At 63.3% G+C, this 26857-nt stretch carries 20 protein-coding genes and 3 pseudogenes; 13 read left to right on the plus strand and 10 right to left on the minus strand.

Annotated elements, in window-relative coordinates:
* Positions 1–5: 5 nt before the first annotated feature.
* Both A39O_RS0126895 and A39O_RS0126900 read right to left on the minus strand, forming a co-directional pair.
* Entirely contained in the window at positions 6–1247 is a 1242-nt protein-coding gene (locus A39O_RS0126895; protein WP_026199767.1) for a J domain-containing protein, read from the minus strand.
* Positions 1244–3409 (minus strand): GumC family protein, encoded by a 2166-nt coding sequence (locus A39O_RS0126900; protein WP_020507762.1) that lies wholly within the window; start codon positions 3407–3409, stop codon positions 1244–1246. Before A39O_RS0126900 ends, A39O_RS0126895 begins: the two co-directional genes overlap by 4 nt.
* A 193-nt stretch (positions 3410–3602) precedes the next feature.
* On the opposite strand from A39O_RS0126900, the gene ilvD reads away from it, so the two are divergent.
* Entirely contained in the window at positions 3603–5456 is a 1854-nt protein-coding gene (gene ilvD, locus A39O_RS0126905) for a dihydroxy-acid dehydratase (RefSeq protein ID WP_026199768.1), read from the plus strand.
* 714 nt (positions 5457–6170) lie between these two features.
* On the opposite strand, the gene A39O_RS41305 is transcribed toward ilvD, so the two are convergent.
* The 4 genes and pseudogenes from A39O_RS41305 to A39O_RS43715 form a co-directional block, all read right to left on the minus strand.
* Complete coding sequence (locus A39O_RS41305) at positions 6171–6497, minus strand: type 2 periplasmic-binding domain-containing protein (protein WP_157640439.1); 327 nt, start codon at positions 6495–6497, stop codon at positions 6171–6173.
* Positions 6498–6992: 495 nt separating this feature from the next.
* Entirely contained in the window at positions 6993–7355 is a 363-nt protein-coding gene (locus tag A39O_RS39385; protein WP_083924913.1) for a DUF2442 domain-containing protein, read from the minus strand.
* A gap of 11 nt (positions 7356–7366) precedes the next feature.
* On the minus strand, positions 7367–7633 hold the full coding sequence (locus tag A39O_RS0126910) for a DUF4160 domain-containing protein (protein WP_026199769.1): 267 nt from the start codon (positions 7631–7633) through the stop codon (positions 7367–7369).
* A gap of 573 nt (positions 7634–8206) precedes the next feature.
* Positions 8207–8328 (minus strand): annotated as a pseudogene (locus A39O_RS43715) (IS91 family transposase); the annotation flags it as partial.
* 76 nt (positions 8329–8404) lie between these two features.
* Here A39O_RS43715 and A39O_RS0126915 point away from each other — a divergent pair.
* From A39O_RS0126915 to A39O_RS37200, 3 genes are all read left to right on the plus strand, one after another.
* Positions 8405–8635 (plus strand): hypothetical protein, encoded by a 231-nt coding sequence (locus tag A39O_RS0126915; RefSeq protein WP_020507765.1) that lies wholly within the window; start codon positions 8405–8407, stop codon positions 8633–8635.
* Positions 8636–8859: 224 nt separating this feature from the next.
* Positions 8860–9174, plus strand: coding sequence for a reverse transcriptase domain-containing protein (locus A39O_RS37195; protein WP_020507766.1), 315 nt, complete (start codon positions 8860–8862; stop codon positions 9172–9174).
* Between the two features lie 27 nt (positions 9175–9201).
* Complete coding sequence (locus A39O_RS37200) at positions 9202–9456, plus strand: hypothetical protein (protein ID WP_020507767.1); 255 nt, start codon at positions 9202–9204, stop codon at positions 9454–9456.
* A gap of 544 nt (positions 9457–10000) precedes the next feature.
* On the opposite strand, the gene A39O_RS39390 is transcribed toward A39O_RS37200, so the two are convergent.
* Positions 10001–10771 carry a methyltransferase domain-containing protein gene (locus tag A39O_RS39390; RefSeq protein WP_083924911.1) on the minus strand — a complete coding sequence of 257 codons (771 nt, stop codon included), beginning with the start codon at positions 10769–10771 and terminating at the stop codon, positions 10001–10003.
* Positions 10772–11144: 373 nt separating this feature from the next.
* A pseudogene (locus tag A39O_RS35410) lies at positions 11145–11629 on the minus strand (transposase); the annotation flags it as partial.
* A 383-nt stretch (positions 11630–12012) separates the two neighbouring features.
* On the opposite strand from A39O_RS35410, the gene A39O_RS35415 reads away from it, so the two are divergent.
* The 4 genes from A39O_RS35415 (at position 12013) to A39O_RS35420 (ending at position 16502) form a co-directional block, all read left to right on the plus strand.
* The gene (locus tag A39O_RS35415) at positions 12013–13515 is read left to right on the plus strand and encodes an AAA family ATPase (protein WP_020507768.1); all 1503 of its coding nucleotides are present in this window, start codon (positions 12013–12015) and stop codon (positions 13513–13515) included.
* Between the two features lie 120 nt (positions 13516–13635).
* Positions 13636–14571 carry a DnaJ C-terminal domain-containing protein gene (locus tag A39O_RS0126945; RefSeq protein WP_020507769.1) on the plus strand — a complete coding sequence of 312 codons (936 nt, stop codon included), beginning with the start codon at positions 13636–13638 and terminating at the stop codon, positions 14569–14571.
* A gap of 5 nt (positions 14572–14576) precedes the next feature.
* Complete coding sequence (locus A39O_RS0126950; protein WP_026199771.1) at positions 14577–14924, plus strand: chaperone modulator CbpM; 348 nt, start codon at positions 14577–14579, stop codon at positions 14922–14924.
* A gap of 384 nt (positions 14925–15308) precedes the next feature.
* The gene (locus A39O_RS35420; RefSeq protein WP_020507771.1) at positions 15309–16502 is read left to right on the plus strand and encodes an SUMF1/EgtB/PvdO family nonheme iron enzyme; all 1194 of its coding nucleotides are present in this window, start codon (positions 15309–15311) and stop codon (positions 16500–16502) included.
* A 215-nt stretch (positions 16503–16717) separates the two neighbouring features.
* Here A39O_RS35420 and A39O_RS0126960 read toward each other — a convergent pair whose 3' ends face one another.
* Both A39O_RS0126960 and A39O_RS0126965 read right to left on the minus strand, forming a co-directional pair.
* Positions 16718–16915, minus strand: coding sequence for a hypothetical protein (locus tag A39O_RS0126960; RefSeq protein WP_020507772.1), 198 nt, complete (start codon positions 16913–16915; stop codon positions 16718–16720).
* Positions 16912–17391, minus strand: a complete 480-nt coding sequence (locus A39O_RS0126965; protein WP_026199772.1) for a type II toxin-antitoxin system VapC family toxin — start codon at positions 17389–17391, stop codon at positions 16912–16914. Before A39O_RS0126965 ends, A39O_RS0126960 begins: the two co-directional genes overlap by 4 nt.
* A gap of 928 nt (positions 17392–18319) precedes the next feature.
* On the opposite strand from A39O_RS0126965, the gene A39O_RS0126970 reads away from it, so the two are divergent.
* The 5 genes and pseudogenes from A39O_RS0126970 (at position 18320) to A39O_RS0126990 (ending at position 26492) form a co-directional block, all read left to right on the plus strand.
* Positions 18320–18946 carry a hypothetical protein gene (locus A39O_RS0126970; RefSeq protein WP_020507774.1) on the plus strand — a complete coding sequence of 209 codons (627 nt, stop codon included), beginning with the start codon at positions 18320–18322 and terminating at the stop codon, positions 18944–18946.
* A 33-nt stretch (positions 18947–18979) separates the two neighbouring features.
* A complete protein-coding gene (locus A39O_RS41310; protein ID WP_020507775.1) occupies positions 18980–19390 on the plus strand; it encodes a hypothetical protein in 411 nt (136 codons plus the stop codon).
* A 1430-nt stretch (positions 19391–20820) separates the two neighbouring features.
* A pseudogene (locus A39O_RS43720) lies at positions 20821–21771 on the plus strand (site-specific DNA-methyltransferase); the annotation flags it as partial.
* 1269 nt (positions 21772–23040) lie between these two features.
* Positions 23041–23265 (plus strand): DUF2281 domain-containing protein, encoded by a 225-nt coding sequence (locus A39O_RS0126985; protein ID WP_020507777.1) that lies wholly within the window; start codon positions 23041–23043, stop codon positions 23263–23265.
* 44 nt (positions 23266–23309) lie between these two features.
* Entirely contained in the window at positions 23310–26492 is a 3183-nt protein-coding gene (locus tag A39O_RS0126990; RefSeq protein ID WP_020507778.1) for a BPTD_3080 family restriction endonuclease, read from the plus strand.
* Positions 26493–26857: the final 365 nt, after the last annotated feature.

The following is a 26857-nucleotide window of genomic DNA, read 5'->3' on the forward strand; positions in this document are numbered from 1 at the left end:
CAGGATCAATGCCCCGTGCTCTTGGTCGCGGGGTCGATGCGGTACACCAGGGCGGCGATGCGATAGCCGCTGCCGTCGCGTTCCAGTTCCAGACGGATCTCGCCGGCCGGTCTCGCCCCGTTGGCCCGTTGCAGGCCGAGGTTGGCCGCGAACCGGCGGTCGTCGTCACCCGGATCCAGACGTGGTGCGGTCAGCCGGAGCGTCCGGTTGAGCGCGACCGCGAAGAAGTCGGCCCCCGGGTCCCGCGCCCGCGTGTCTCCGCGATTGGTGATCCGTGCATCATCGGCCAGCAGTAGGAGGATGGCGGGGAGATCGCCGGCCGCGAAATGGCGCCGGAAGCGCTCGATCAGGTCTTCCGGGCGCTTCACCGGCGCGACCGGCGGCAGCCGCGAAGCGACGACCTTGGTAATCCTGGTTCCCATGGTCGGCGGCGCGTTGGGGACCCACGCCTGCTCGGACGTTGCCGGTCCTGGATCAGCCGTGCCTTCAGGGAGCGCGTGGGCGTCAAGCAGCGGACGCTGCGGGGCTCCAAGGGTCTGCTGAGTCACCCGCGTGTCCTGCTGCTGCAAAGGGCTGGTTTCGGCCATCCGCAGTGTCTGCCGCGGCCCGCCAAGCGCGAATGCCAGCACGGCGGCCATCAGCAGGAGGGTGCTGCCGACCAGCCAGGCACGGGGGCGGGCGCCCGGTTCGCCGCCCCTTGTCCGAACCCCGAGCCCGGTGCTCCAGCGGTGCCGCACCCACCCTGTTTTCAGCAGTTCGCGGTCATAGTTTCGTCGTGCGATCGGGTCCTTCAGGCAGCGATAGGCCTGATTAAGTCGCGCGGTGAGTCGCGCCGTGTCGGCCGCGCGGCTGTCGGCGGCCCGATCCGGGTGAAAGAGTCCGACCAGCGCGTGGTAATGCGCCGCGATGGACTCGGGATCGGCCGTTCGGGGAAGTCCCAGCGTGCGGTAATGATCGGCATCCGGATGCAGCAGAACTTCGCGGATCAAGGCCATGAGCGCGGTTCGCAGGCGCTCCTGCGCGGTTCCCAAGCCGGCGGCGGTGGCGGCGGCCTGACCGGGTGCCAGGGCGGCGCTCAAGGCGCTGGGCAGATGGTTGAAACAGGGCGGCAGCGGCCGCCGGGGATCGCGCAGGTGCGCATAGCGCTGTGGCGCTTCCCGGCAGGCGAGGGCGAGGACCAGCAGCGCTGCACCCGGCGTCGGGTCCCTTCCGGCATGAGGTGGCGTCTTGCGCCTGAACGCGCTCATGGGGCCGTTCGACGCGTGCGCTCGCCGGTCAGGACTCCGCGCGGGGACGCCGCGTCGGACCCGTCGTCGTCCGGCCCGCGCCGATACTTGACCAGAATGGCACCCAGGATGTTGGCATTGGCGCCGCGCAACCGCCGCAGCGACCCGGTGAGCGCGCCGGCTCGGGTCGTCGAGGCGGCAACCACCATCAGGGTCGCCTGGGCCAGACCGGCCAGGATCAGGGCGTCCGCGCGCCCCGCAACCGGTGGTCCATCGAGAATTACCTGGTCGAAACGCCGGGCGGCATCGCGGATCAGGTCGGTCATCCGGGCCGTGCCGAGCAGTGCCGCTGAATGCGGCGGGCGTGGGCCGCTGCTGATCACGAAGAGTCCGGCCACCGCGGTGGCCTGCGCGACCGCGGCCGGGTCGGCGCCATCGCTCAGGCAGTTGGCGAGTCCGCGCGTGTTGGGGAGATTGAAGGCGTGGTGGATCGATGGACGGCGCAGGTCGCAGTCGATCAACAGGACCTTGCTGCCGGTCCGGGCGAAGGTGACGGCCGTGGCACCGGCGCAACTGGTCTTGCCCTCGCCGGCCGCGGCGCTGCAAAAGTGGATGACCCGCGGGGCGCCGTCGTCCCCGGCGCGGTTCAGCGCGGCGCACAGCGACCGGTAGGCCGCGGCCACCGCGCCGCGAGGATCGCGCAGCGGCAACCAGATGAGCACGGCGCCATGCGGGTCCTGGTGTCCCGCGGCCATCCAGGGAATCCGGCTCAATACCGGCGCCCCGACGCCGCGTTCGGTGTCGGCGCTGGTTTTCAGGGTGTCGTCCAGGGCCTCGCTGACGACCGCGAAGGCGATCCCGCCGCACAGGCCGATCGCGAGGGCGATGGCGAGGTTGTGCCACAGCAGCGGAGCAATGGGTGTGCGCGGGGGCTGGGCGGCATCGACGATGGCGATGGTGCCGGGCGCGCTGCCGGGGTTGGCCTCGATGGCTTTGAGGCGTTCGAGGAGTCCGGCATGGCGTTCGCGCTGGGTGTCGACCGCGCGTTGCAGTTCCTGGTACCGGGCGGCGCTGGTTTGCAGGGCCAGAACCTCTGACTTGAGCGCGTCGATGCGCGCGGCCAGCCGCGTCTCCCGGCGCACTGTCGTCTCATAAGCGGCGCGCGCGGCGTCGCCAATGCCGGCGGATTCCTGTTCGATCTGCTGCTCGATCACGTCCAGTTGCTGCCTGAGCTGCTTCATCTTGGGGTAGTCGGGCTTATAGACCTGCAACTTCTCCTGATAGCGCGCGGACAGTTCCGCCTGGCGTTCCTTGAGCGTCTGGATCAGCGGGTTCGCCAGGACCTCGGCGCTGCGCGCCGGTCCCTCCCGCGCCAACTGTTGGTGGTGCGCCTGCGCGGCGATGCGCGCGGCTTCGACGGCGGCTTGTTCCCGGCTCAGTTCACTCAGCCGGGTCATCAGGAGCTGCGCCTGGGCCTCCGGGTCGATGCCTTCCGCCGCGCTGGTCGCAGCGGCCAGGCGCCGCTCGGCCGCCGCGAGGTCGGCCTGAACCTGCCGGGACTGCTCCGCGAGCGCGGCCCGCGCGTCCGCGCGGGCCTGGTCGCCACGCTCGCGCGTGGCGCTGATGAAGCCCGCGGCGAGCGCGTTGGCGACCGCCGCGGCCTCGTCGGGCACCGGGCTGTCGAATGCGATCCGCACCAGATGAGAGTCCTTGACCGGTGTCACCGTCAGGTGTTCCAGAAAGAGCGTCTCCAGCTCCGCCGGCTCCGGGGGCCGGCCGGTCCACAGACTGCCGACACCGGCCGCCAGCTCAGCGAATACCGGCCGCGGTGTCGCGCGCAGCGCCAGTTGGTCGATCACCCGGCGGGCGAGCGCGCGGCTGCGCAGCAATTCAAACTGGGTTCCGTAAAACGCCGATTGGCCGTCGGCGTTCGTGGGGGCGGTCGGGTCGACCTGGCCCGCGGCGGCGTGCTCGATCTGCAGCAACACCGAGCCCCGGTACATGGGCGCGGCGAGGCGGGTCATGAGCAGTGCCAGGACGATTGCGGTCAGGGTGATCGCGGCGATGCTCCACCGCCGCCGGAGCACGCCGGTCCAGTAACGGTGCCGGTCGGATCCGTCGGGCCCGCCCGCGGTCGCGGCCTCGGTCAGTGGGTAGGTCGGCCCGGTCGCGGAGTGGCTCAAGTCAGTTCCTGCCTCAACAGCATGGCGGCCTTGATCATCGTTCCGGCCGCAAGTAGACCGGAGGTCGAGGCTTTAGGCGGTCGACCTCGCAGATTGGCGGGGCGGTGCCCGCGGGGCCTCTGGTGTATAGTCCCGCGCTTTCGAACCCGGTTCAAGGCCGCCGGCACAGGCGCACGACCAGCGAGAGAAGACCATGCCTCAATACCGTTCACGCACCACCACCCACGGCCGCAACATGGCCGGCGCCCGCGCCCTGTGGCGCGCCACCGGCATGACCGACGGCGATTTCGACAAGCCGATCATCGCGGTCGCCAACTCGTTCACCCAGTTCGTCCCCGGTCATGTGCATTTGAAGGACCTGGGCCAACTGGTCGCGCGCGAGATCGAGCGGGCCGGCGGCGTCGCCAAGGAATTCAACACCATCGCGGTCGACGACGGGATCGCCATGGGCCATGGTGGTATGCTCTATTCACTGCCGTCGCGCGATATCATCGCCGACTCGGTGGAGTATATGGTCAACGCGCACTGCGCCGACGCCCTGGTGTGCATCTCCAACTGCGACAAGATCACGCCCGGGATGCTGATGGCGGCCTTGCGGCTCAATATCCCGACGGTGTTCGTCTCGGGCGGACCCATGGAGGCGGGTAAGGTCGCACTGGCCGGCAAGGGTGAGATCAAGCTCGATCTGGTGGATGCCATGGTCGCCGCGGCCGACGCCGGGGAGACCGATGCGGACGTCGCCGCCATCGAGCGCTCGGCCTGTCCCACCTGCGGGTCCTGTTCCGGCATGTTCACCGCCAACTCGATGAACTGTCTGACCGAGGCGCTGGGGTTGAGCCTGCCCGGCAACGGCAGCCTGCTTGCCACTCATGCCGATCGGGAACAGTTGTTCCTGGAGGCCGGGCGGCTGATCGTGGATCTGGCGCGGCGCTGGTACGAGCAGGACGATGCCACGGCCCTGCCGCGCAGCATCGCGAGCTTCGCGGCTTTCGAGAACGCCATGAGCCTGGATATCGCCATGGGCGGCTCCACCAACACCGTCCTGCACCTGCTGGCGGCGGCCCACGAGGCCGGGGTGGCTTTCACGATGGCGGACATGGACGCCCTGAGCCGCCGGGTGCCGAATCTGTGCAAGGTCGCGCCGTCCAGCCATCTTTACCATATGGAAGATGTGCATCGCGCCGGCGGAGTCATTGGTATCCTGGGTGAACTGGATCGGGCCGGGTTGCTCCACCGTGACGTGCCGACAGTGCACGCGCGCACCCTGGGTGAGGCGCTGGACGCCTGGGATATCGCCCGCGACTCGGCCACGGAGACCGCGCGGACCCGCTTCCTGGCCGGCCCCGGCGGCATCCCCACCCAGGTCGCCTTCAGTCAGTCCAGCCGGTGGCCGGACCTGGATCTGGATCGGGCCGCGGGCTGCATTCGTAACCTGGAACATGCTTACTCATTGGACGGCGGGCTGGCCGTCCTCTTCGGCAATCTGGCCGAGCAGGGGTGCATCGTCAAGACCGCCGGGGTCGACGCGGCCAACCTGACCTTCCGCGGGCCGGCGCGCATTTGCGAGAGCCAGGAAGACGCCGTGACGGCCATCCTGACCGACCAGATCCACGCAGGCGACCTGGTGCTGATCCGCTACGAGGGCCCCAAGGGCGGTCCAGGCATGCAGGAGATGCTCTATCCCACCAGCTATCTGAAATCCAAGGGGCTCGGCAAGGCCTGCGCCCTGGTGACCGACGGGCGTTTCTCCGGCGGCACCTCCGGGCTCTCCATCGGGCATGTCTCACCGGAGGCGGCCGAGGGCGGGTTGATCGGTTTGGTGGAGGACGGCGACTTGATCGAGATCGATATCCCCAACCGGCGCATCGAATTGCTGGTCGCGCCCGCCGTGCTCGAAGCGCGTCGCGCGGCCATGAACGCCCGCGGGAAAGACGCCTGGCGGCCGGTCAAGCGGCAGCGCGAGGTCTCAGCCGCCCTGCGCGCCTATGCCGCGCTCACCACCAGTGCGGCCCATGGGGCGGTGCGGGATCTGTCCCAACTGGGGTGAGAGGCGCTGGTCGGCCGGGCAAGCCGCGGCCGTTGTTTGCCGAAAAGCCTCGCCCTTCCATACGATGGATAAGGCGATTTCCAAAGAACATCGTAGCGCGCGGATTCAACCTTCGGTGAGCGGGGCGACGCGACCGGAGGCCGACGCTTTAGCGGGCGGCGGCACCGCTTTCGGCTGAAACCTCGGCCCGCGGTCTGTTGTGCGGGTGCAGCAAGATCCGCAGGGGGCTGTGGGGGCGACTTAAGTCGCCCCTACTGACGCCCCTGCAGCCCTATGGACCTTGCAGGCACGCGCCGTCGGTATGCTTATTCTCGGGAATCGCCTGACGTGTGTGCCGCGTGCTCCAACACGGCGCGCGCTTGTTGAAGGGTGATACCTGGAAACAAGTCAACGAAATCAGAATTGCAGCGCAATCGTCGACCGGCTAACGGCCATGGCGCCTGGGCCACCCCGGAACATGAGAGTCCTCTCGACCACTGTCGCAACGACCGGCGTGCGAGGCTGCGTCGTCAGGGCTTCCAGCCCTGACTGTTCCAGCCCCGACGCCGCCAGGCCAGGATGGCCTGACTACGCACTTTCTGCCGGGGAGGATAGGGTGCGCGGGGCAAGGGGTCAGGTCTTTCCTTTTGCCCGTCCTCTTCTTTGCCAAACGCGAGGCAAAAGGAAAGACCTGACCCCGTCATTGTTTTAAGCCCATTTAGCGATTTCTTTCAATCAAGCAGCTTTCGCTAGCGTTTGATTGAGCACGTGCCAGAACGTTGAAGTCTGCGCAGGCTGTTGGTCGAAAAAATCCTCGAAGAAGCCGGGTTGATTCAACGAAACCGGATATGAATACTCTTCCCCGTCAGTGCCAAACTCAGTAACCCAATCCGGGGGGCGCTTTGAATCAATAACTTCGAACAGATCCGCAGGATAGAGATAGGGCTTCCCTCTATCATTCAGTATTCTAAGATCATCTGCTTCGATCCCGATAACAAAATACGGTTGAGATGCAGATAGGTCGGGATAATGTGGATTGGATGACTTCAGGTGTACAATCATTATCGTGTGACAACCTTCAGCTTGGTTTCAAATCGGCCAATGCCGTAATGCTCGTACCAATGCTACTCATAGGCGATGCCATCTTGCTCAAGTGTGGGGCTGCTTTTCTTGGCCCAACCAGACGGCTTGCCACCATACATATTGACCAACCGCTGCACGTCCCGTATGCGCTCGCTCTTGGCGATAACTCGAGATTGAGCGATCAAGTCTTTGGTCAGTTCGATTACAGCGGTCCTCTGTCTAATGTGCGCCTACGTTACGCCTAGCCGGCCAAAACCACGCCGGCACGGACTTGGAGTTTAGCAGTAAACTCATAGCGTGATATTGGGTCGGCGCTTAGGCGGTTGTCAGGCGATCTATTTTTTTGATCAGCCAGCGGAGGCAAAGGGAAAGACCTGACCCCGGTCTTTTGTGACCCCGGTCTTTTCCCGTCCGGGTCCTGTGGCGGGGGCTCCGGGCAACCGGAGTCCCTACGCCGGAGGCTCTTTCTTGAATTCATTCCGCAACTCGGTCTGAGCTTGCGAATGTTGGGGTTCGTTCCTCACCCCAACTTACGGGCCTCGAATCTACCACTGAGCTGCGCGCGCAGCTCTTGGTCGGCGCATACGCGATTGCTGGGTGAGGTGTCTTGTTGCACTTCGTATAAATGAATTCGGGATCTAGATCGATTCCGCTCGGCCATTCGACGCTGTCGAAGGAGACACGCACCTGGTTAAAGATTTCGGGATCTCGTATTCTATTGAATACGCCGAAATCCAAAAAGGGCTTCATGTCAAGGTGACCGCTTTCGTCATTATCGAATTCAATGAACAAAACGTAATCGGCCAAAGGCGATACGTGCTTAGCAGAAGGGTGCATGGTGTGCCTCACTATTGCAACGGCGGAATTCTGAAGGGCTCTTCGCCGTTCATGACAAGATTCCAGTCAGCCATCAAGTCCTCTTCATGTAATTCCGCCCAGGCCAAGACCAGCTTCGCTTGCTTCTTTGGCAGGTTTCCCTCTTTGATCTCGCAAGTGCGAATGTCGACTACAGCTTTGTGCTCTCCGTAGTAAACATGAAAATGAGGAGGCGGATGTTCGCCGGGAGCATAATACATCCGGATGATGAGCCCGTAGAACATCGATATGGTTGGCATGATCTTATCCTAGCCTGTCCGCGCCTAACGCGTTGCCCTAGACGGCGCTCGCCACCCGCGAACTCTGCAAACCAGCTCGAACCCTGATGGCGCGCGCTCGCTCTTTGGGCGCTCGTTAGGCAATTATTGGATTCGTAATCGAGCCTGGCCCCTTTTCCGTGATTGGATTCGTAATCGAGCCTGGCCCCTTTTCCGCATTAGAGATAGGGAATTGTATCCCCGAGCCCAGGGTCGCCGGTCGGTGCAGGGCGGTATCTCAGCACGTGGGCGACGGTCGGAGCGGCGTAAAGCGGGCATCCGAGGGAGCCGCAGGGCTGACGCGAGCGCGATTTCGAGTCGATTGTAGACCATTTTCCAGCGTGGGGACGAGCGAGGTCGCAGGCCGCGCGCGGCTTGTCCAACGTGACGGGTAAGCCGTGGTGCTTAGGCTGGGGCAGGCGCGTTCTTCACCCCTTGGCCACGCCGCCGCGGGGCTAGGTGCAGGATCACATGCAGCCGTCCCGTACGGCACGTGGGTCACGGATCGCCGTCAAAAGGTGCGGGGACCCACGGTGCTTCAGCAGGTTCCGGCGCCGGGGTGACGAGCGCCGAGCGGAACAGCGCAAGACAGTGCGCCCGGCAGTGGTTCGCCAGGAAGCCGAAATGCCGCACCCGGATGAACCCTTCGGCAGGTAACTTCTCAAAAAGTCACGGCAACAGTATCAGTACGCTGACGAGATTAGTTAAAGTATCGCATCGAAATTAACCCTCACCCTTCTGCCGCACTTTGACATGCCCAGCCCGTTCCTCCTGCCCGAGATCCCCGACGCGGAGCGCACTCCGTTGGTCGAGCGGCTGGTGGTGCTGATCGAAGCGCTGGCGCAGGAAAATCAGCGGCAGGCGGAAACGATTCAGCAGTTGTGCGACGAGATCGCAGTGCTCAAGGGCGAGAAGCGCAAGCCGACCTTCAAACCCAGTGGGATGGAAGAGGAGACGACGCCCGACGCGCCGCAGCCTGTCTGATGTCAACTATCTTGGCCGGTCAGTGACAATTATCTTGGCCGGTGGTGGGGCCGGAGCGGTCGGCTCAGGCAGTGCGGTAGTGCTGGGGTGGTGGGCGCCCCTGGCGGGGCCGTGCGCGGCCCCGCCAGCATGGGCAAGGGGTCAGGTCTTTCCTTTCGCCAAACACGAGGCAAAAGGAAAGACCTGACCCCATCCTCTCGTGACCCCATCCTCTCGAGTGCGTGGTGAAGCCCCGCTGTCGGGGCGAGGTGCTGCTGTGCCGGTATGCCGACGATTTCGTCTGCGCCTTCTGCTTCGAGAAGGATGCACGGCGGTTCTATCGGGTGTTGTCGCAACGGCTGGAGAAATTCGGCCTGGCGCTGGCGCCCGAGAAGACGCAGGTTTTGCGTTTTAGCCGCTTCCATCCGAGTATGCAACGGCGCGTGACCTTTCTGGGTTTCGAGCTGTTCTGGTGTATCGACCGGGAAGGCATTCCACGGGTGAAGCGTCGCACGGCCCGCAAGCGCTTGCAAGGGGCGATTCGGCGCATCAAGGAATAGACCAAGAGCCACCGGCACCTGCCGGGCATGGAGTTTATCAAAGGACTCAATCGTCGGCTGGTAGGGTATTACAATTACTATGGTCTACGGGGTAACTCGGCGGACCTGTGGCGCTTCTACAATACGGCCGTTGCCTATGCGTTCAAGTGGCTGAACCGGCGCGGGGGTAAGCGTAAGAGTTTCACATGGGCGGCCTTCGGTCGCGCCATCGAAAAGCTTGGTATCGCCAAACCCCGCATCACCGAGTCGCGCTGCTTGCAACACGAACTGGTGTTTGCGTGAAACGTGTCGCTCGCGCGAAAGCGAGTACGACCGAGGAACCGGATGCGGGAAAACTGCACGTTCGGGTCTGTGGCGGGGGCTCCGGGCAACCGGAGTCCCTACGCCGGAGGCATTCGCTATGCGTTTCTCGGTTCTGGAATTAAGTAAAGAATGCATTTAGTAAACTGTCACCGTAATTCCACCGTAATTCATGCGGTCCTCTGTCGAATGTGCGCTTACGTTACGCCTAGCCGGCCCAAGATCCGCCAGCACGGAACTGGAGTTTAGCATTGAACTGATAACGTGGTTTTGGCCTTGATCATCATTCCGGCCACCCGTCGCTGCGGCAGTCCGTCGCGGCCGCGACGAGTGTCGGCTTGGATCTGGCCGGATTGATGATCAAGGCCGTGGTTTTGGGTCGGCGGCCAGGCGGTTGCTAGGCGATCTGTTGTTTGGTCAGCCAGCGGAGGCAAAAGGAAAGACCTGACCCCTATCTTTGCTTGACCCCTATCTTTGCTATCTTTGTGACCCCGATCTTTGACGATCTTCGTTTCCCCTTTCCCTATCAGCCTTTTTCTGGAGGTGGATACATGGAATTGATTTGGGTTAGTACTTTATCCCAGCTAAAATCCGGAATTGGTTCCTTTATCTTCTTGGCAATAATAGATGAATGGCAATATAAATTACCAATAGGCTGACCTTTGAGATAATCTGAAGCAAAGTTAGAAAACCTCCCTACAATTGGGTTAGACATGCCTGAGTCAATTATTTCAAACCCAAGCAATGGGTTAAAAAGAATTTCCAATCCTCTATTATTGAATTGAAAAAAATGCCATGGTAACTCATGTTCTGAAAATGAGAAATGTGTTTCAATTGCCACGTATCCGCCAACCTTGAGTACTTTTGTAACTTCTTCAGCAACAAGCCAAGGCATAGCTAGATGTTCAAAAACTGCTAGAGATACCACAACATCAAATGTTGATGGTTTAAAGTGTTCGTGCAAATTATGAGCATCTCCGACAACATCTACATTTTCACCGGGAAGGACATCAAAGCCGGTGTAATTACATTCGGGTATAAAGTTCATCCATTGAAATTCCTTGGGAATTTGCACTTTTCTTGCCCCTATTTCTAACACTGAGCAATTCTTATTATTGGCAAACTCGGATAACCACTTATAGATTTCCCTGTGCTTTGCGAAGATGGGCATTTTCTCTTTATAATCTGGTGTTAGAGAAAGATCCAAGTCGGAAGGGAGGCCATGCAACATTAGTTGATTGTCGATACGCCGTTGAAGCGTCTTTTTTAGATATGAAAAAAAATTATTTCTATTCATGCTATAGATTTCCGTGATTTAGTTATGCGATATGCAATCCGCCTATTTATAACCGAGGTTACGCTAACGGATAAACGCTTGTTGGACTAATCCGGTCCTGGTACGGTGCCCGCTGCGGGCGCGGTCTTCTTTAGAGATAGGGAATTGTATCCCCGAGCCCAGGGTCGTCGACCGGTGCCGGGCGGTATCTCAGCACATGGGCGACGGTCAGAGCGGCGTAAAGTGGACATCCGAGGAGGACGTGGGGCTGACACGCGGACGATGTTGGGTCGATTCTAGACCATGTTCCAGCGTGGGGGCGAGCGCAGACCGCATGCGGCCTGTCCAACGTGACGGGTGAGCCTTGGTGCTTAGGCTGGGGCAGGCGCGTTCATCACCCCTGGCCACGCCGCCGCGGGGCCAGGTGCAGGGTCACACGCAGCCGTCCCGTGCGGCAGGTGGGACACCGATAACCTTCAAAAGGTGCGGTGACCGCCGGTGCTTCGGCAGGTTCCGGTGCCGGGGCGGCGAGCGCAGTGCGGATCAGCGCCAGACAGCGCGCCCGGCAGCGGTTCGCCAGGAAGCCGAAATGCCGCACCCGCATGAACCCTTCGGCAGCACATGCAGCAGGAGGCGGCGGATGCGTTTCTCCCCGCTCAGGGTCATCACCTTGTTGCGATTGCCGTCGCGGTCGTCCTTGTAGCGCACGTCCACCGTGGCGTTGTCGTCATCGAACGCCAGCAGTCGGCTGTCCGATAGGGCAATGCGACGGCTGTAGCGGACCAGATCATCAATCACCGTCTCGGTGCGGGCCAGACAGGGCTTGGAATAGACCACCCACTCGGGTTGCATCAGGGCGTTGAGGACCCGGTCGACCTCCGGCGCCCAGATGCACACAGATATTCTTCTTTATCTGTGTACATCTGTGTACTGTTGTGACATCTGTGGATAAATCCGGGTGCTCGTTTTAGCCGGAACGGCGATCATCGCCCGCATCCCTCGTAGCGCCTCAGTGCCTGGGGATGAACGCATTCTTAATGCTGCCCCTTCCGGCTAACGACCATGGAGGGAACATCAAGCCACCCCGGAAGATGAAAGTCCCCCGTGGGAGCGGCGTCCCGCCGCGATGCGTTGCCGCGGTGACCTCGAACGCCGCGGCTGCACGCCCGGCCCCATCGCGGCGGGACGCCGCTCCCACGGGGTCGCTGCGCGACTTTCACGGTACAATCCCGTTCTCTCAAGCGTTGAACCAGTCACCGCCGATGCCCGATCTGCACGATCTCGAACTGCTTCTGCGCTCCGACACGCCGCTTATCCTGATCGAGTCGCTGGAGGAGCCGCGGGTCATCATGCTGTTCGCCCGGCTGGCGCTGCGCATCGCCCAGCCGGCCTATCGTTGGTCGGTGACCGAGGGGCTCAAGCGCATCGAGTTCGACACTGAGACCGAGCACCGGCTCACGGAGCCCACCCAACTGCTGCGCTATCTGCGCGCCGGGGCTGAGCCTGGGGTTTACCTGCTGCTCGATTTCCATCCCTATCTGACCGATCCGCTGCATGTACGGCTGGTCAAGGAGATCGCCCAGGGCTATGGCGACCGCGCGCGGACCCTGGTGTTGGTGAGCCACGCCCTGGAGGTCCCGCCCGAGATTCGGCACCTGTGCGTCCGCTTCGATCTACGCCTGCCGGACCGCAACCGCATCCTCGCGCTGATCCGCGAGGAGGCTCAGACCTGGCGGCAAACCGGAGCGCCGGGTGTGCGCGCGGCCCGCGAGGCGGTCGATCAACTCTCGCAGAATCTGCTCGGGGTCACCGAGTCCGATGCCCGCCGCCTGATCCGCAACGCGATCCGCAATGACGGGGCGATCACGGTGGACGATGTGGCCGAGGTCAAGCGGGCCAAGTACGAACTTTTGAGCCCCGGCGGCATCATCAGCTTCGAGTACGACACCCGCTCGTTCGCGGACGTGGCGGGGCTCGCCAACCTCAAAGCCTGGGTGGACAGGCGTCGGGAGCCCTTTCTGGACCCGCGGCGCACTCAGGATTTTCCGCGCGGTCTGCTGCTGCTGGGGGTGCAGGGCGGGGGCAAGAGTCTGGCGGCCAAGGCCGTGGCCGGGCGCTTCGGGGTGCCGCTGTTGCGGCTGGACTTCGGCGCGCTCTATGACAAATACATCGGCGAGACCGAGAAGAATTTGCGCAAGGCGCTGACCACCGCGGACCAGTTGGCGCCCTGCGTGCTGTGGATCGACGAGATCGAGAAGGGCATCGCCAGCGGGTCCGAGGACGAAGGGGTCGGGCGACGCTGCCTGGGGACGCTGCTGACCTGGATGGCGGAGCGCAAGACCCGGGTCTTTCTGGTCGCCACCGCCAACGACATCGCCCGCCTGCCCCCGGAGTTGATCCGCAAGGGACGGATCGACGAGCTGTTCTTTGTCGATCTGCCGGATGCCGCGGTGCGCGCCGAGTGCTTCGCCATCCACCTGCGCAACCGCGGGCTCGACCCGGCGCAGGTTGATCTGGAACGCTTGGCCCAGGCGAGCGAGGGGTTCACCGGAGCCGGGATCGAGCAGGCCGTGGTTTCCGCGCTCTACGCGGTGGACGCCTCCACCCGCGTGCCTGATACTGAGGCGCTGGTGGATGAACTCGCGCGCACCCAGCCGCTGTCGGTGGTCATGTTCGAGCAGATCGCCGCGCTGCGCGTCTGGGCGCGCGAGCGGACGGTGCCGGCCCACGGACCGGTGCTCACCGGATCGGAAGACGCGTCTTGACGGCGCCGGGATGACGGCCTCGCGGCGCTCTGGTGTAATGGTCCACATGAACCCCCATTTTATCCGTCGCCGGCTGGCGCTCATCCGCGAATACTAAAGACCCTGCTCCGAGGCTCATCGATGGAATACAAGGATTATTATCAGACTCTGGGGGTGGCCCGCGATGCCTCCCAGGACGAGATCAAGCGCGCTTACCGCAAGCTGGCGCGCAAGTTCCATCCGGACGTGAGCAAGGAGCCTGACGCTGAAGCCCGTTTCAAGGCGGTGAACGAGGCCAACGAGGTCCTCCATGACCCGGAGAAGCGTGCCGCTTATGATGCACTCGGCAAGAACTGGCGGGCCGGTCAGGACTTTCGCCCGCCGCCCGGCGGCGGTGCGCACGACTTTCGCTTCAGCCAGGACGAGGCGGCCGATTTCAGCGATTTCTTTTCGAGCCTCTTCGCGCGTGACTTCAGAGGCGGCCCGGGCGGCGCCGGCGCGGCGCGCAAACGGCGGGGACAGGACCAGACGGTGCGGATTCAGATCGAACTCGAAGATGCCTTTCAGGGCGCCACCCGGCAACTCAAGCTGGAGGTCCCGGAAGCGGGGCCGGACGGGCGTATGAGTACCCATGCACGCACGCTCAGCGTCCGTATCCCGGCGGGGGTGACCCAGGGCCAGCAGATCCGTCTGAGCGGTCAAGGCGGTCCGGGCGCCCACGGCGGACCGGCCGGAGACCTTTATCTGGAGGTCGAGATCAAGCCGCACCGGCATTTCACCCCGGACGGCAAGGACATCGCGTTGCGTTTGCCCATCGCCCCCTGGGAGGCGGCCCTGGGTGCGACGGTGCCGGTGCCGACGCTGGGTGGTCCGGTGAACCTCAAGATCGCGCCGGGGTCTCAGACTGGTCAACGGCTGCGTCTGAAGGGACGCGGCCTACCCGGTGACCCGCCTGGAGACGAAATGGTGCTCCTGGAGATCGTTGTGCCGCCGGCCAACACGGCCGAGGCGAAGCGGGTCTATGAACACATGGCCGAGCAGTTGCGCTTCAATCCGCGCGCTGAATTGGGGGTCTGAAGACCATGGTAAAAACTGAGATTCGCCTCGAGGGGATTGTCTTGGACGAGGGGATGGCCGTCACCCTGGCCGAGTTGACCCAACTGTGCGGCTCCAGCGCGCGGTCTCTGCAACTGATGGTGACCGAGGGCTTGTTGCGCCCGCGGCAGGGTCAGGCGCCGGCCGAGTGGCGCTTCGATGGTCTGCAAGTGCGGCGGGCGCGGCGTGCCCAGCGCCTGCGCCGTGACCTCGAGCTGAACCTGTCCGGTACCGCCCTGGCGCTGGACCTGCTGGACGAGCTCGAGACCTTGCGTGCGCGCATCCGGGTGCTGGAGCATCAGCTCGGGACCGCGCGGGTCGAAGAGTTCGGTTGAGCGGCTGGGCCTCGATCACCGTTCCGGCCGTAGGGTGGACAAGCGCTAGCGCAGTCCACCGAACCCCGCGTGCCGCCGGTGGACTGCGCTGCGCTTGTCCACCCTACAAGGCGAAAGTCGTCCCTCCACGTCGGTGGATCATTTCCCGGAAATCACCTTGGGTGCGGTGCGGATGACGATGCACGCACACAACAGACCGGAGGTCGAGGCTTCAGCCGGACGCGCCGCCGCGGCCCGCTAACGACCATGGCGCCAGCGCCACCCCGGAACATGAAAGCCCTCTCGACCGCTGCGTAGTCAGGGCTTCCAGCCCTGACCGTTCCAGTCCCGACGCCGTCAGGCCAGGATGGCCTGACCACGCACTTTTACGGTAAAGACCCGACCATGGCCAACACCGAGATTCTCTCCGCGCTGAGCGGCATTCATGAGTTGCTGCGCGAACTCCTGCGCGGCGTCCCCGCAGCCGACGCGGCTGCGCCATACGAACCGCGACTGGGCTGTCTGAGCTGGCAGTTCGCCCAGGCGGTCTACCGCGAGACCTATTGGCTGCGGGAGGTGGTGGCCGGGGACGCGGACCTGACCGCGCGCGTGCGCCACCTGTTCGCCGCGGGTCCCGCATCTGCACCGGACGCCGCGGTATGCGGCGGACTGCCGCCGCCCGCGCACCTGATCGACTGGGCCGGCGAGATCCAGGCCGAGCATCTGCGCCGACTGGCCACCCCCGGTGCGCTACCCCGGCACCCCTTGCTCGCCGATGACCGACTGGCCTGGTACCTCCTGCAAGAGAATGCACGCGCGTATGAGCGCATGCTCGCGCTCCTGTGGCTGCGTGCCCTGAGCCGACCGCGTGACCACTACCAGGTGGAGATCCCGCTCGCGCCCCGGCCCCCCGCGCTGGATCGGGTTGCCGTCGAGCAGGGGCACTACCGGATCGGCTCACGTGGCGAACCCTGTGCCTATGACCTCGAACTGCCGCCGCAGGCGGTCGAACTCGCCTCCTATCGGATCAGTGTCCGGCCGGTCGGCAACGCCGAGTACCTCGCCTTTATCAGCGATGGCGGCTACCAGCGCCGGGAACTCTGGGATGCCGACGGCGACGCCTGGCTGGAGGCTGCCGCCCCGCTCGGTTGGCGGCAGGATGCGCGCGGCTGCTGGTATGAGCAGCACCTCAACGGCCCCGCCGACCTGGTGCCGGACCAGCCGGTGAACGGGATCAACCGGCATGAGGCCCGCGCGTTCGCCGCCTGGACCGCCAGCCTGGGTGGGGATCACGCGGGCGCGGTCGTCCAGCACGAATACCAGTGGGAAGTCGCCGCGCGCGCCGGCCTGATCGATGGGGCTGGGCGCGTTTGGGAGTGGTGCGCCAATCCATTGCACCCCTATCCCGATTTCGTGCCCTTCCCGGATTCTCAGGCCGTGGACGATGTCTTCAGTCGCGGCGACGGCGTCTTGCGCGGGGCCTCGCTCCACACGCAGCGCTGCCTGCGTCGTGCCAGTTATCGCTCGGCCGCGGCCCCGGATAGCCGTTGGGGTTTTGCGGGGACACGGTTGGTTTATCCGCCGGGGAGCGGTCTCTGAAGGCAGCGCGGTTTGATGTGCGCGGAGCGCGGCTGGTCATCGGTTCGCTCCCGCTCGCCGGATCCTGCGGACCCTCCCCGGAACACCCCGTGAATTGAATATGCTGTCCCCGGAACTCCAGTCGCCGTGCGATTGGATTTTCTATCCATCGGGAGGCGACGAATGACACCGATCGTATTGGATTTCGATTCCGGTGCGTTCTCCACCATCGGGCTTTACCCTTGCGCCTGACCCTTCTCCCGCCATTGCTGCCGCACGCGCTCGGCGGATTCATGGGCCATCCGGACCAGAGCATCGATACGATAATTGGCCGCTCGATTGATCTCGCGCTTCACCTCCCACAGCTCGGCAAGGATTGCATCAGGCGCACCTGGCGTGGTCGGTTTCGGTTCGTTGGTTTCGTTCAGGATCATCTTGCAATCTCCAGAAGTTCTTCAGGGGTTGTCAGGAGGGGCGGTGTGTGTCCAAGTGCGCGCAGGGTATCCAACAGCCTGAGTTTCGCGTCCGGGCCGACGAGATGGGCAAAATTCCAGGTGACGAGATAGTGCACTTGCGAGACCGTTGCGACAGCAATATGCAGCGCGTCTTCCGGTTCGGTGACGGGGATCGCTCCGGCCGCCATGATCGCCATCGCCAACTCCTTGGCGGCGGTCTCGATAGGTAGCACAGGCAACTGTTGAAGGGCATCAAGGCGCAACAGCGCAGCCGACGGATCGCCCCTCGCGGCTTCCTCGATGACCAGCTCTGAAATGGAGAGATTCCAAAGTCCAGGTGCCAGTTCCCACCAGTCGCGTGTGATTTGCTGTCGCGCCGCCGTAATCAAGTCTCGGCTCGGCCGGGAGGTCAGGTAGGATACGACAGATGTTTCCAGATAGATCGTTGGCTTCACGATTGTTCCGCTGCAAAATGCCCGAGATAGGATGCCGGCGGTTACAGTCGCAATATCGCGGGTTTGCGCCGCCGCTGGATAGAGCTACGCGATTCAATACCCCGCCAGCGCCGCCAACCGGTGATTCTCGATCTGACGCTCAACGACATCGGTCGATACTCCAAGCTCCTCGGCCCATTCATCCACATCGTCCGGTGTAACCCAGGGGAATTGCGCTCTTCTTGGCGACTTGGCGTGAGATAGGTTCTTTCCAGACTCCGCGGTCGGGAGAATTCGCCACCAGTGTCGGTTCCGCGGCGACCAGAGCGACACCCATCGACGCAACCTCGCCGCCTCGGCAACCCAAGCTCGCCAAGGCGGTGGGGTCAGTTCTTTCATTGTAGCATGCAAGAAGGCGAGAGCTGACCCCTATGTCCGTTCATCCTCCCCGTAACCCCATCCTCTCCGACTCCCAACGCTGGAGGTCATTTTTCATTCATTGCAATGCTAAAAGGCGAGACCTGACTCCATCCTCCCTCTTCTTGGCGTGCTTGGCGACTTGGCGTGAGATAGGTTCTTTCCAGACTCTGCGGTCGGGAGATTTCGCCACCAGTGTCGGTTCCGCGGCGAACAGAGCGAGGCCGATCGACGCAGCCTCGCCGTCTGGGCAACCCGCTCGCCAAGGCACCGATCGCGGCCAACGGGGCCAAGATCACGGGCAGGCCCTGCGCGGCAGGGTCGCCGACGGCTTGAACCTGGTCCAGTGCATCCTTACTATTGCTGCCGCCCGATAGGTGCTGATCTTGCCCTGGATCGAGACCCAAGAACTCACCGGGGCACCGATCATCAAGAAAGAGAACGTCGGCCTTCAGTGCGCTACCGCCCCTCATTCACCCGAGGCCAGGTTTCAATCGGCCTCGCTCGTTCGTCAACCGGAGCTAAAACGACAATGTCCAGGACTCATGCCCGCCGCGCGTCTTCCCGTCTGCTGCTCGCCCTGGCGGTCGCCGCGCCCGGCGCGGCCTTCGCGTATACCGAAAAGGACGCGATCAATGACTGCGAGAGCCGCATTCGCAGCGAATACAAGATCACCGATCTGCGCGACGCCACCGCCGAGCGCCTGAACGACGTCGCGCTCCACTTCAAGGTCCAGGGTCTCGCCAAGGTCGACGGAGACAAGCATCCCTGGACCTGCGAGGTCAAGAACCGCCACGTCGTTTCCGCCGAGTACTCCGGTCCTAAGCCCAAAGGTTTGGGCACCGCCGAGAAGCTCGCCATCGGCGCCGCCGCGGTGATCGGCGGCGCGGTGGCGGTCAATGAGATGAACAAGCACGAGGGCGCCAGCCATACCGCCTCCGGCACCGGCGGCGCCAAGGAACTGCAGGATCTGGTCGGCGCGCGCGGGAGCAGCGGGGAGCAGCAACTCGAACAGCGCGGCTACAAGTACGTCAAGGGCGAACAGGGCGGCGGCAGCTCCTACACCAACTGGCGTAAGGGCGACCATTGCGTCACCGTGCGCACGGTCAACGGACATTACGCCTCAATTGTCGATGTGACCATGCTCGACTGCGAGTAATACCGCCATTCAATCCGAACAAGGTACAGACCGATGAAGATGCCATCGCTCGTCGTCGCCTGCGTGACTTTGCTGGCAACCACTTCCGTCCAGGCCATCGACGCGGACTACCGGCGGCTGCTCGAACGCTCCGGCTGCACGCAAGTCTCTGAAACGCAGGGTTGCGACATCAACAAGACCAAGCAGGAAAACGCCAAGGCCGGTTTCGTTGCGGACCCGCCCGGCGACCACGGGACCCTGGTCGCGGAGCAGGCGTGCCTGGCGGCGGTCGCCAAGACCGTCGGCAAGCCGCGCGGTCGGCTCGCGGTCAGCGAGGTCCTGCCCGCCGGGTCCAACACCACCGTCATGGTCATCGTGCCCGGTGCCAACGCGCCCTGGTCCTGCCTGAGCGACGCCAAGGGACATGTGAAGAGCACCATGTTCACCGGCAAAGACGGCGACTGAGCGCCGTCGCGCCGGCGCGCTCCGGACACTGGTGGCGAATTGCGCCCATGCGGACGCATCCACCGCCCCGGCTTGGCTCAGACCCGGAATGGCTCACGCCAAGGCGCCAAGACGCCAAGGGTCTTCAAGGCGATAGCGAACCCGGAGGCGCTCGCGAAGTGACTGGGTCACCGCAGAATTGCGCTCTTCTTGGCGTGCTTGGCGACTTGGCGTGAGATAGGTTCTTTCCGGACGCCGCGGTCGGGAGAATTCACCACCAGCGTCCGTCCCGGCTCGCATTGTGCCGGGTCCGGCTCAAGCCTCGACCTCCGGTCTATTGTGAATTTAGCCGTCGGACGCGATAACCGGACGTAGGGGCGGGTTTCAAACCCGCCCCTACACGAGTGTCTGTCCGGATATCAGGTACGAAGGCTATAATCATGGTTCCAGCCACGACCCTGACCAGTTCCGAAATTTCTTGACACGATTAACAAGATTGACAAGATTAAGAATTGATAACATCTTGTAAATCTTGTTAATCCTGTCTAAATGTATTGGCTTCGTGCTTGCCGTGCAATTTCAAACCGTCCCCTGGTCGGTCGCGCGCGCCGCATCCACCAGGGGTCGCGCCATGCCGCCCAAATGTTGAATTGCTGTTTCAGCCAAGGGGGCTAAGGCAACAGTGTGCGAACTGTGGCATTCTCGCGCGTGCGCGGATCGCCGAGGCACCAACGCCGCGTGCCCCCGCCCCGAGCCCAGGACCAGCGAGAGACCCACCCATGGCGACAGAGCCCCAGGCCCCGTCCGATCAAGACCCTGACCAGGCCGGCGATCAGTCCAAGGTCGAACCCCGGTTACCAGGTCAGTCCGGCGACTACGAACATGCGGACCAGGCCGTCCAACGGCCCGCGATGGGGGTGCAGGAGGACTTCCCGGACCGACGCCCGCCCAAGGATTACCGCTATGACGCGTCCCTGGCGCCCGAATTGTGTTGGGACGAAAACGCCGAACGGACCTTTGCCGAATGGCTGCTGGACCTGATCGAACGGGGTGCGCTGGAGGGTGAGGCCGCGGTGTTTGCGCAGGCCCCCGCCTGGGTCGGCACCGGCGAGCGCTTCCGGTCGATTCCGGAGTGCGTAGCCCGGCTCAGGAGCCTGACGCAACCCTTCCTGAATTGGAGCGGCAAGGCGGAGCGGCAGCAGATCCGGGTGCCGACCATCCCGCTATTCGTCCACGAGCGGCAGTCCACCCAGGCCATTCTGTCCACGCTCGAAAGCTACAAAGCCATCGGGACGGTCGGCGACCTGTTCGGCGACCCCAAGCTCGACGTGTCCGATCAACTCGACGCCTACGACCACCTCGGCCCCTGGAGCAACCGCCTGGTGCTGGGTGACTCGCTTCAGGTCATGAACAGCCTGCTGGAATACGAGGGGCTGGGCGGGCAAGTCCAGATGATCTATATGGACCCGCCTTATGGCGTGAAATTCGGTTCCAACTTCCAGCCCTTCGTGCGCAAGCGCGACGTGAAGCACGGGCAGGACGAGGACATGATCCGCGAGCCGGAGATGGTCAAGGCGTACCGCGATACCTGGGAATTGGGGCTGCACTCCTATCTGACCGTTATCCGTGATCGGCTGTTGCTCGCTAAGGAGTTGTTGACCGAGAGCGGGAGTATCTTTGTGCAGATTTCGGATGATAATCTACACCATGTGCGGGAGGTCATGGATGAGGTCTTTTCGGCCCATAATTTCGTAAGTGTTATTTCATTCAGAAAAACCACGACTGCGTCTGGCAGCTTGCTGGCAACCGTCAACGATTTCATCGTGTGGTATGCCAAAGATCGTGAACGTATGAAATTTCAAGCGGTTTATCTTGAGAAGTCACTGGAGCCAGATGGCATATATAAGTATGTGGAGTTGTCAACAGGTGAGGAGCTGACACTTACCAGTGAGCAGCAAAAACGCGCGGCAGACTTGCCGAATCAAGCAAGAATTTTCGCATTAGATAACATAACGTCGCCGCGACCTGCTGGTTCAGGAGACCTTCGATCCTACGATTTTCGTCGCAAAACGTACAACCTTACCAAGGGTACATTCAAGACCGATAAGAAGGGCTTGGAAAATTTGGAACGTGCGGGACGCTTAGGCGTATCCGGCGTCACGCTGAGATACAAACGGTTCCTCTCCGATTTTCCTGTGAAACCCACCTCTAACGTATGGGATGACACGAGCACAGGCAGCTTCACGGAGTCTAAGGCTTATGTCGTTCAAACTGGAACCAAGGTAGTGCAACGCTGCATGTTGATGACCTCCGACCCCGGCGATCTGGTCTTCGACCCCACCTGTGGCTCCGGCACCACGGCTTATGTCGCTGAGCAATGGGGCCGCCGCTGGATCACCTGCGATACCTCCCGGGTCCCGATCGCCCTGGCTCGGCAGCGCCTCCTGACCGCCACCTTTCCCTGGTACGAACTCAAGGAGCCGAGCCGTGGCCCAGCCGACGGCTTCGTCTACCAGCGCAAGCAGAACAAGAAGGGCGAGGAGGTCGGCGGACTGGTGCCGCGGATCACGCTGAAATCCATCGCCAACGACGAGGAGCCGGAGACCGTCACCCTGGTGGACCGCCCGGAGGTCAACACCAAGATCACCCGCGTCTGCGGGCGCTTCACCGTGGAGTCGACAGTCCAGGCCGCGCGCAGCATCGACGACGATAGCGAACGGGCGCCAACCGAACACAACGGCGTCGCGGACGCCGCCTCCCCCACGAAAAACGAAAAACCAATAACGAAAAACCTCCACCAAGAAAACCCCCGCCGCTACCTGGACCGCATGATCGAGGTCCTGCGCAAGAGTCACACCCTGCGCCTGCCCGGCAATGTCTCGCTCAGCCTGGCCAAGGTGCGCGCCCTGTCCGGCGACCAACACGAGTATCTGCACGCCGAGGCGGTCGAGCGCACCGGCAACGCGAACGATGGGGGCCAGCGGATCGCCGTGGTCTTCGGACCGGAGGACGGCGCCATCGACTCCCAACAGGTCTTTGATGCGGCGCGGGAGGCCTATTACCTGAAGTTCGACGCACTGTATCTGTTCGGTTTCGCGATTCAGGCCAAGGCGCGGGAGTTGGTGTCCGACCGCAAAAAGCTGCGCCTGCCCTGTGTCTACGTCGCCGTGACCCCGGACGTGGTGATGTCCGATCTGTTGAAGACCAGCGCGTCGTCCGAGGTCTTCTCGGTCACCGGGCTGCCGGATGTGCGGGTGGAGCGCACCAGGGAGACGGCCCCGAGCGGCGATTCCTTGTATCGCGTCAAACTGTTGGGCCTGGACATCTTCCGCCCCCACGATCTGGAGACCGAGGCGATTGCCGCCGACGATCTGCCGTGCTGGATGCTCGACCCGGACTACAACGGCATGGTCTTCATGGCCCGGCAGGTGTTCTTTCCCAAGACCTCCGCCTGGGACAACCTGGAACGGTCGCTGCGCGGGCGTTTCGCGGAAGGCATCTGGGCGCATCTGGCCGGTACCGAGAGCGAACCGTTCGCGGCCGGAACCCATCGGCAGATCGCCGTGAAGGTCATCGACGAGCGGGGCAATGAACTGATGGTGATCAAGCCGCTGGGCGGTTGAGCGATTCCACGCGATTGGAGAGAAATCCGAAATGAGCGAGAAAAACCCATGACGACTGAAGATGCAATCATCGAACGACTCAGGTCCTTACCGGATGTGGCGCGGCGCGAGGTATTGGATTTCGCCGACTTTCTCGCCGCCCGCATGCAAGAGCAAGAGGCACGCGAAGAAGAGACTCAGTGGTCCGACCTATCCCTGCATTCGGCCATGCGTGGTATGGAAGACGAGCCGGAGATCTATACCCGTGCGGACTTGAAGGAGTCGTTTCGGTGACCGCGGAAGGGCGAGTGGATCACCGCAGGCACGCAAGGAGCCGCATGAACGACTCTACTGCGGCCCCCAACGAGGTCGAGACCCCGATCATCAATTCGCCCTTCGCCGAACCGCGCTATCACTGGCAGATCGAGCGGGGCAAGCCGCCGGTGAAGGCCGAAGGACGGCGGCCGGCGAGTTATTTCTACCGGGTGCCGGACAGTGCGACCCGCGGGCGTAAGACGAAGGCCCAACTGTCCCTCAAGGGCGATCGGCGCCTTGAGGATGGCCTGGACCTGGGTCAACAGGAAGAGTTCCACCGGGTCACCTGGATTCGCCTGCGGCTTGCGGCGTGGCGCGCGGCGGGTTATCCGGGCGCGAGTGGGGTCACTCGGGAATTGCTGGACCTGTGGCACGCCGGGACCGACCGCCGGGGGCAGCGGTTGTTCTTCGCCCAGATCGAGGCCGCGGAGACCATCATCTTCCTGGTGGAGGCGGCGGAAGCCTTCAAGAAAGGGATGCCGCCGATCCCGCTGGACAAGCCGGGGGCGCAGGCCAAGGCGGCGGGTTTTCGCGCTTTCCAACGTTTCGCCTGCAAGATGGCGACCGGCACCGGCAAGACCACGGTCATGGGGATGCTGGCGGCCTGGTCCATCCTGAACCGCATCGCCGAACCAACCGACGACCGCTTTTCCGATACGGTGCTGGCGGTCTGCCCCAACGTGACCATCCGCGAGCGCCTGAAGGAGTTGGACCCGGCCCTGGGCGATCTCAGCATCTATCGCACCCGCCAACTGGTGCCGCCCCAGCGGATGGAGGAACTGCGCCGGGGCGAGGTGATGATCGCCAACTGGCATCGGCTCGCGAAGCAGGAAAGCAACGCGGTCAACGGGGATTCCGCCCGGGTGGTGAAGACCGGCGAGGCGGTGCAAGTGGTCAAGAACGCCGGCAAGTCCAACGAGGCGACGGACACCCGCTATTTCGAGTCCGATAAGGCGTGGATGAAACGCATTCGCCAGGAGTTGGGCTCCGGCCGTGGGCGCTGCCCGCATTGGCTAATCTTCAACGATGAGGCCCACCATGCCTATCGGCGTGGCGATGCCCCGGACACTGTATCGCTGGACCCGACCGAGGACGAGGATCGGGGGACTTTGGCGAAGAAGAACGCCAAGGAGGCGACCATCTGGATCGAGGGCCTGGACCGGATCAACAAGCTAGCCGGCGGGGACAAGCGCAAGGGCATCCGGCTGTGCGTGGACCTGTCGGCGACGCCCTTCTACATCCAGGGCTCGGGTAACGAGGTGGGTAAACCCCTGCCCTGGATCGTCTCGGACTTCGGGCTGCTGGATGCCATCGAGTCCGGGCTGGTGAAGGTACCGCAGTTGCCGACCCGAGATATTACCGGGGCCGCGGAGGCGAGCTATTTCAACGTCTGGCGCTGGGTGCAGTACCGCGCCGAACAGGACGGGCACGCTACCGCGTTGACGCCGGCCCTGGTGATGACCTACGCAACCGCGCCGATCAACCAGTTGGCCCAGGACTGGCACAAGCGTTTTCTGGAGTGGCAGGAAGGGGCCAAGGGCGAGCTGCATCCGGTGCCACCGGTGTTCATCGTGGTCTGCCGGGACACGCGGGTGGCCGGTGCGGTTTACGACTGGCTGGCCGATGGTAAGGGCGCGGCAGATGCGCCGCCCTGGTTCCGTAACCAGCGGGGACAAGAGGTGACGGTCCGCATCGACTCCCGGGTGGTAGAGGACATGGAGGAGGGCGGGACCAAGGACGAGACCCGGCGCCTGCGTTTCATTCTGGACACCGTTGGGAAAAAGACCTGGCCCGGCGGCAAGGTGCCGGAGGATTGGTCGAACCTGGTTCGCAAGCACAACGAGAAGGCGGCAGGAGAAGACGACGGCGCGGTCGACGATGGGGTCACTGACGGGAGGACCCTGGGCTGGATCGACGAGCGGGTGCCGCCCGGGCGGGATATCCGCTGCATTATCTCGGTGTCCATGCTGGCGGAGGGTTGGGATGCCAACACGGTGACCCACATCGTGGGCCTGCGCCCGTTCGGGTCCCAATTGCTGTGCGAGCAGGTCATCGGGCGGGCGCTGCGGCGGTTGCGCTACGCGGTGAACGAGGAGACCGGCCTGTTCGCAGAGGAAACCGCCAAAGTCTTCGGGGTGCCCTTCGAGTTGGTGCCGTTCAAGGTCAGGCCGATCAACGGGAAACCGCCCCCGCCGCCGCCGACACACATCTTCAGCGTGCCGGAGAAGTCTGAATTCGAGATCGAGTTTCCCATCGTCGAAGGGTATTTCAGCCCGGGCGCGGTGAGCTTTCACCTGGATTGGGCCGCGGTCCCGACCCTGACGATCGACCCCTTGGAGATTCCGGATCAGGTTCAGCTCAATTCCCTGACATCCCCCACGGGAGCACTGTCGGCCTACGGGCCGGGCGAGAAGCCGCTGATAACGCTCAAGGAGTGGCGGCAGCAGTTTCGGGTGCAACAGGTCGCCTTCCGACTGGCCCGGGAAGTCGTGCGCCGGTGGCAGGGCGAACAGTCGGCGACCGGCGAAGGAAATGAACACGCGTTGCCCGCGCAGACACTCTTTCCGCACGTAGCCAGTGCGGCACGCCGCTTCCTATCCGACCCCACCAAGCTGATCTGCATGGGGAGCAGCGAGGGGGTGGACGTATTGCTGGTGAACAAATACGCCCAAGCCGCGGTGGACAACCTGTTCGAGGCCCTGCGCCGCGGGACTCGCCCGCTCGGACAAGGGGAACAGGCGGAACTGCCGCGCATTCCCAACGGATCGGCCGGGCGCGGGTCCACCCGCTGCGTCGACTTCCACACCACCAAACCCATCTACCCGGCCGATAAGTGCCACCTGAACGCGATGGCCGCCGACACCAAGCAGTGGGAACAGATCGCCGCCTTTGCGCTGGATGCTCACTCCAGCGTGGTCCGCTGGGTGAAGAACGAGCATCTTGGCTTGCGCGTCCCTTACCGAAAGCATGGGGTGCCCGCGAGTTACTTGCCGGACTTCATCGCCGTGCTGTTGTCCGGGCTGATCCTGCTGATTGAGATCAAGGGGCAGTACGGCGACGACGCCGATCTGAAAGCTAAGGCCGCACAGCGCTGGGTGGAGGCCGTGAACCGGGCGGGCGGGTTCGGGACCTGGGCCTATCGAGTGGTGACTGACCCGCCGGCGCTGGGGAAGCTGCTGGACGAGTTGTCGGGGGTGCGGCCTTGATCGTAGTCCCGGCCAGCGGCGTGCGTCGTCAGGGCTTCCAGCCCTGACGGTGTCAGGCCAGGATGGCCTGACTACGCACCCGGCGAGCCCAAGTGGCCGGAATCTTGATAGAGGCCGGGGTGCGGTGCCTGGCGGGGACTTGATCGTCGTTCCGGCCAGCATCGGCAGGGATGAGGTCTTGGGCGGTTCCGAACCGCACGGCGAGCGCGAAGCCAATACATTTAGACAGGATTAACAAGATTTACAAGATGTTATTAGGCGTCGAACGTGATAACCGGACGTGGGGGCGGGTTTCAAACCCGCCCCTACACCAAAAGTCTGTCTGGATATCAGATGCGAAGGCTATACCTGGTGTCGTTAAGCGA

Source organism: Lamprocystis purpurea DSM 4197 (assembly GCF_000379525.1).
Lineage (GTDB): Bacteria > Pseudomonadota > Gammaproteobacteria > Chromatiales > Chromatiaceae > Thiodictyon > Thiodictyon purpureum.